The 6,329-nt window shown below is 45.5% G+C and carries 3 protein-coding genes; 1 reads left to right on the forward strand and 2 read right to left on the reverse strand.

Going from position 1 to position 6,329, the window contains the following annotated elements:
• The first annotated feature begins 16 nt into the window (after positions 1 to 16).
• On the forward strand, positions 17 to 1,387 hold the full coding sequence (locus PMG25_RS15620) for a M10 family metallopeptidase C-terminal domain-containing protein (RefSeq protein ID WP_283767826.1): 1,371 nt from the start codon (positions 17 to 19) through the stop codon (positions 1,385 to 1,387).
• Between the two features lie 303 nt (positions 1,388 to 1,690).
• Here the strand turns inward: PMG25_RS15620 and PMG25_RS15625 are convergent, their stop codons facing one another.
• Positions 1,691 to 2,170, reverse strand: a complete 480-nt coding sequence (locus PMG25_RS15625) for a lipocalin-like domain-containing protein (RefSeq protein ID WP_283767827.1) — start codon at positions 2,168 to 2,170, stop codon at positions 1,691 to 1,693.
• 106 nt (positions 2,171 to 2,276) lie between these two features.
• The coding region (locus PMG25_RS15630) for a beta-ketoacyl synthase N-terminal-like domain-containing protein (RefSeq protein WP_283767828.1) at positions 2,277 to 6,329 on the reverse strand (4,053 nt) is incomplete at its 5' end.

Here is a 6,329-nt window from a genome sequence, read left to right on the forward strand (position 1 = left end):
AAAAATTCTGAACTATATGTTAATTCATAACTCTGAATTAGAGTCTGTTTTGACTCCCGGATCGGCGATGGAGGTGGCGATCGCCGGAACCCCTAGCGCTGATACTCTGATCGGAACCCCAAGCCGCGATCGCATCATTGCTGATGCCGGAGACGATTGGATCGCCGGCAATCAAGGCTCAGATACCCTCAACGGCAATCTGGGGCAAGATCTCCTCTATGGCGGGCAAGACTCGGATCTGCTCCATGGAGGTCAAGGAAATGATACCCTGCATGGAGATAGAGGCAGCGATCGCCTTTCCGGAGACCTCGGTTCAGACCTGCTGATTGGGGGTGAAGGTCAAGACATCTTTATCCTCAGCCAACTCTCACCCGAAAACCCAACCGCAGCAGATTGGATACTCGACTTTGAAGACGGTCAAGACTATATTCAACTCCAAGGGGGATTAACCAGCGATCGCCTGATCATCGCTTTAGGAACCGACAACTTAACCGGTACAACCCTCATTCAAGACCTACGCACCGGCCAAACCCTCGCCATTTTACCCGGTATTCATCCCAACCAACTCACCGCCGAAGACTTTATCAGCGATCCGCTCCCCTCCACCCTCACCCAAACCGCCCAATCCGAGTCCCCCTTACTCCTAGCTGCTCCCCAAACCCCCAGCTCCTTTAACATCGAATTTGACTACCGATTTGACCACAGTGGCTTTTTCAACGACCCCAACCGTCGCCAAATCCTAGAAACCGCCGCCTCCTTCTGGGAGCGCCATATTCTCGATGAATTTACCGATCTGGCCCCCGGAACCCCCATTTACATCAAAAATCCAACCACTGGAGGTACAGTATCCTTCAGCCTAGATCGCCCCATTGATGATATCCTCGTCTTTGTCGGTACAGCGCCCCTAGCCTCCCAGACCATTGCCCAAGCCGGGCCTAGTGCTGCTTGGACTGCCGATAGTGACCTGGATATTCGGTTTAACAGCCCCAACTTTGAACCTTGGACAGGTCACATCAGCTTTAATTCAACTACTAATTGGTTTATCGATCCCACCCCCCACACCCATAATGATATTCCCCCAGGACAAGTAGATTTAATGACCGTTGCGACTCACGAACTGGGCCATATTCTCGGTATTGGCAACACCCAAGCCTTTAACCAGTGGATATCTGGTCAAACTTTCATGGGGCCCAATGCCCTAGTCATTACCGAAGGTTTAGGCGTTCCCTTAGCTGAGGATTTGTCCCATATCGAAGACCACTTTTTACCCAATGGCATCTCTGGAGAGTCCTTACTCGATCCCATGATTCCCTCTGCGGTGCGCCAATTCCCTACCCGTCTCGATTTAGCGCTCTTACAAGATATTGGGTATCAGATTATTCTCTAGAGAAGACCCTGGTCACCCCTTAAGTTCTAGAACTCTTGTAGGGTAAGCGATCGCGACGGTTTTTCCTAACAGAACCTCAAAAATGTGGTGCTAAAGATCACTTTAATCAGGGATTGGAGTTAGCGGGCGATCGCCACCCGATGCTGTTCTCCACGATTACCATTACCGCAATTTTCGCTGCTATGGGGTACATTTGAATCTCCCTCAATCTGCCCTTACACAACACTCAGAGGGACTTTCTTACTCATTACTTAACAGCGCAAAGCGCTGTACCTTTGCTCTCAATCCTAGAAATCAAAATAATTAATGAACGCGTTGCCAAGTCAGAGCGGAAGAAACGCCTCCCATGACTGGAGGACTCAAAATTAGTTTATCGTCTACAAATTCAAAATTACGGATTAAATCAGTATTGACCCAATCTGGAATTAAACTAACATCTAAATGGTGAATCACTTGCTGATCTTTAATCTCGTATGTACCCGCATAAGATACATAGTTTCTACTCGCTTTGAAGTAGCGTAAGGTAGCTTTAATAAATTTAGGCAATTTTTGGATCAATTTCAGTCCAGGTTTAATATTTTTGAGGTCTTGTACTTCTTCAGGGGTCAAATCCATGGTTGCGCGATCGCTCATCATAAAAGATACAGACATATATCCATTAGGGAGATACATGATATATCCTGTAGGATTTTTACCCATGGGATAAATCTCGTTTTGTTCTGAGTCAATAGATTTAAACTCTAGAAGTTTCCAGGTTCCTACAAATTGCTCTTGAGTTGCCATTTTTTACGCTATTCTATAAAAAAGGATTGTTGATATTATAATCCGAAACAGCAAAATTGTCATCAAATTTTTCATCATAACAGAATAACTTGATACTGGCTTTATCTTACAACAGTTGTTCCTTAATAATCCCTAAAATAGAGTTCTGACTTTGCTGGAAAAACATATGTTTACCCGGCAATCGTTGCATTTGAAACAGATCCGTCGTACAGCTAGACCATTGGGAGAGTTCTGATTCCGTAACCACTGGATCGTCTATACCACTCAAGCTATAAATGGGACAACTGAGAGGATCTTTATCTGAAAGTTGATAGCTTTGAATGAGCTGAATATCCGCTTTAAAGACCTTGAGTAACTCGTTGAATATAGACGGCTCGTTATAAATTGTTTCTGGAATTTCTGCCACCCTAGTAAAGTAATCTAATTTTTCCTTCTCTGATAAAGAAGCAAGATGATCGAGATAAGACATATCTGACGGAGGTTTCGCTCCTCCTAAAAACAAGTGTATCGGTTGAATTTGATGTTTTTGATTCAAGAAATGGGCAAGCTCAAATGCAATAATCGCCCCCATACTATGACCGAAGAAGGCAAAAGGCTTATCAAAATAAGGAGGAAAAACTTCCCCTAAACCCTGCAAGAGGTGGGTGAAATCAGTCAATGCTTTCTCATGCATCCTTTGTTGACGGCCGGGAAGTTGAATGGGTAAAACTTCGATTTGTGAAGGCAGTTCTGCTGACCAATCCTTAAATAGAGACGCACTCGAACCCCAAGGATGGAAACAGAATAAGCGCACCAGTGCATCGGGTTTAGGTTGGTGATAGGCTATCCAGGGAGTGTCTGGGTTTTTATTCCGTTCAGATTTGGGAGAAAATTGTGCCGAATCTTGAAGAGAAGCCGTGATGAATTCTGCTAATTCCAAGGTACTGGGGCCGCTCATAATTTGACTAGCGGGTAGAGTCAGGTTTAAGTCTTTTTCGACTTTATTTTTCAGTTCCATGGCACTCAAAGAGTCGAAGCCTAAATCGAGGATAGACTGGTGTAGATTGAAGTGATGGTTCTGGCTAACTTTGAGAATTTTACGGGCTTCATTTTGCAAGTATGACAGTAAAACCTGGGGATATTCTTCTGGGGGAGTCTGGTCGAGTTGCTGGAAAATACTAGAAGATCGAGAGATGGGGATTTTGGGTTCAGTTTGTGATGGGATTTCAGGGTTATCCTGGCTTTGTTCCTGGAGAAGTTTCAGGAGTTTGGGGAGTAATTTCACTTCTTTGGCGGAAAGTTCGCCGGTTTTTTCGATCTGAGTAACTAAACGATCGATATTTTCAGGATTTAAGGCATTGAAAAGCGGGTTATTATTTTGCTCATCAATCCAATAGCGTTGACGTTCAAAGGGATAAAGGGGTAAGGCAACTTTCTGGCGAGGATAAGGTTGATCAAATCCCGACCAATCAATTTTAATACCTTGGCTATAGAGTTCTGCCAAGCTGGAGAGAATTTGTTGCCAGTCATCTACTCCACGACGCAGAGAGGGTAACCAAATCCCCAATTCTGGATCGACACATCGACGACCCATGCCTAATAGGATAGGATGGGGGCCAATTTCGAGGAAAATATCGTATTTTTCCTGAGAGAGGATATCCATTCCTTGGGCAAATCTGACGGGATTTCTAACATGATTGACCCAATATTGGGGGGTGCAAATTTGTTGATCGATTTTTGATCCCGTGACATTTGAAATTATGGGGATTTGGGGGGGATGGTAGGTGATTTGATGGGCAACAGCTTCAAAGTTGCGTAACATGGGTTCCATTAAGGAGGAATGGAAGGCATGGGAGACTTGCAGTTGTTTTGTTTTTATGCCTTGAGTTTGTAACTGTTGAACTAGAGTGTTGATGGGTTCTAATTTGCCGGAAATGACCACACTTTCGGGGCCGTTAATGGCAGCAATATCAATGCTTTGATGGGAATTTAAGAGGGGGCGAATGGTTTCTTCTGATGCCATGACTGCGACCATTGTACCGCCAGCCGGTAACTGTTGCATGAGTTGGCCGCGTGTGGCAATTAATTTGAGTCCATCACGTAAGCTAAAGACTCCGGCAAGGGTAGCGGCGACATATTCTCCGACGCTATGACCCATGAGAATTTGGGGTTGAATTCCCCAGGATTGCCAGAGTTTTGCTAAGGCGTATTCGATCGCAAATAGGGCGGGTTGAGTATATTGGGTTTGGTCGAGTAAGGGGGATTCTGGAGAGGTTTCTGGATAGAGGAGAGGCAGTAGGGGTTGATTGAATTCTAGGGTTAAAATTTGGTTACATTCATCGAGGGCTTGACGGAAAATAGGGGAGTTTTCATAGAGTTGTTTGCCCATGTTGATGTATTGGGAACCCTGGCCGGTGAAGAGGAAGGCGATTTTGGGTTTGCGAGAGGTTAAGAGCTGTTGGGTGAATAGGTTGGCAGGGGATTCTCCAGTTTGATGCTGGCGCAGTTTTTCGGCGAATTCTTGTGGGGTTTGGGCGACTAGAGCCAAACGGTGATTGAAGTGCGATCGCCCCACATTGGCACTATAACAAATATGGGCAATCTCTGAATCCCTTGCGGTTTCGAGGTTCTGCTGATAGGAGCGCATCAGAGCTTGTAGCGATCCTTCGGATTTAGCGGATAGAGTGAGGACATGGAGGGGGCGATCTGGACGGTTTAAATCGGGAGGTTGAATTCTGGGCGCTTCTTCTAGAATAGCGTGGGCATTTGTGCCACTAAATCCGAGGGAGCTTACAGCAACTCGTCGGGGTTGATCTTCTGGGTGTTTCCATTCTTTGAGTTCAGTATTGACATAAAAAGGACTATTGCTAAAGTCAATATGGGGGTTGGGTTGATTAAAGTGAATGGAGGGAACCAGTTGCCGATTTTTTAAGCATAAAACGGCTTTAATTACACTGGCAACTCCAGCAGCCCAAGCGGTGTGACCAATGTTGGTTTTCACTGACCCAATGGGGCAAGTTTGTTTAGAATTTGTATAGCTAGAAAAGGCTTCTGTGAGGGCTTCAACTTCGATGGGGTCGCCTAATGGTGTGCCGGTTCCATGGGCTTCGACGTAGCTAATGGTGGAGGGATCAATGGCAAATTTTTCATAGACTTTTTTCTCTAAATTGAGTTGAGATTGACCACTGGGGGCGGTGATGCCGTTGGTTTTGCCGTCGTAGTTGATGCCAGAGCCTTTAATGATGCCATAGATGCGATCGCCGTCTCTCCGTGCTTGACTGTATGCTTTTAATACCACAATGCCGCAGCCTTCACTCCAGACAATACCAGAAGCAGAAGCGTCAAATGTGCGGCATCTTCCTTCAGGGGAAAGCATTCTATATTGGCTGGTGACAATGTTTTGGGTCGGGGTTAACATCAGGGTAATGCCGCCCGCTAGTGCCATTTCACACTCTCCGTTCTGGATGCTTTCGCAGGCTTGATGGATGGCAACGAGGGAAGAGGAGCAAGCGGTTTCAATGGCCATCACCGGGCCGCGCAAGTCCAAAAAATAAGCAATTCGTGCGGGTAAAACGGAAACCGAATTTCCGGTTAAGACTTGACGATTGGTATGGGTTCCCGAACGGAGTAAAATTTCTGTATAATCCCCATTTGCTGCTCCCACAAATACGCCGCAGGATTGCCCTTTTAAGGCATCTGCTGCATAACCGGCATCTTCAATGGCATGATAGGCTTCTTCTAGGAAAATGCGATGTTGAGGTTCCATATATTGCGCTTCACTGGGCGCAATTTGGAAGAAAAAGGGATCGAATTTATCCACATCGTCAATAAAACCGCTCCATTTAGAATAGGAGGTATGGGGATTATTCGGATCGGGATCGTACCAGGATTCATGGGGCCATTTATCAGGGGAAACTTCTTCAATGGTATCGATCCCATTTTTGAGATTTTCCCAGAATTCTTCCCCATTTTTCGCCCCTGGATATCGGCAAGAGAGGCCAATAATGGCAATATCGGTATTTTGGGTTGGTTTATCTTGAAGGGATGCTTGCGGTAAATCTAAACCCGATAGTAATAAGTTTTCCGCATCATCTAAGGATAAACTGCCTTGCTGAAGTTGTTCTAAAATATCCGGTTGTGGCGTTTCTAAGAGCAAAGATTCAGCAGCGTCTAGGGAAAT

The sequence above is a fragment of the Roseofilum capinflatum BLCC-M114 genome, assembly GCF_030068505.1.
Classification (GTDB): domain Bacteria; phylum Cyanobacteriota; class Cyanobacteriia; order Cyanobacteriales; family Desertifilaceae; genus Roseofilum; species Roseofilum capinflatum.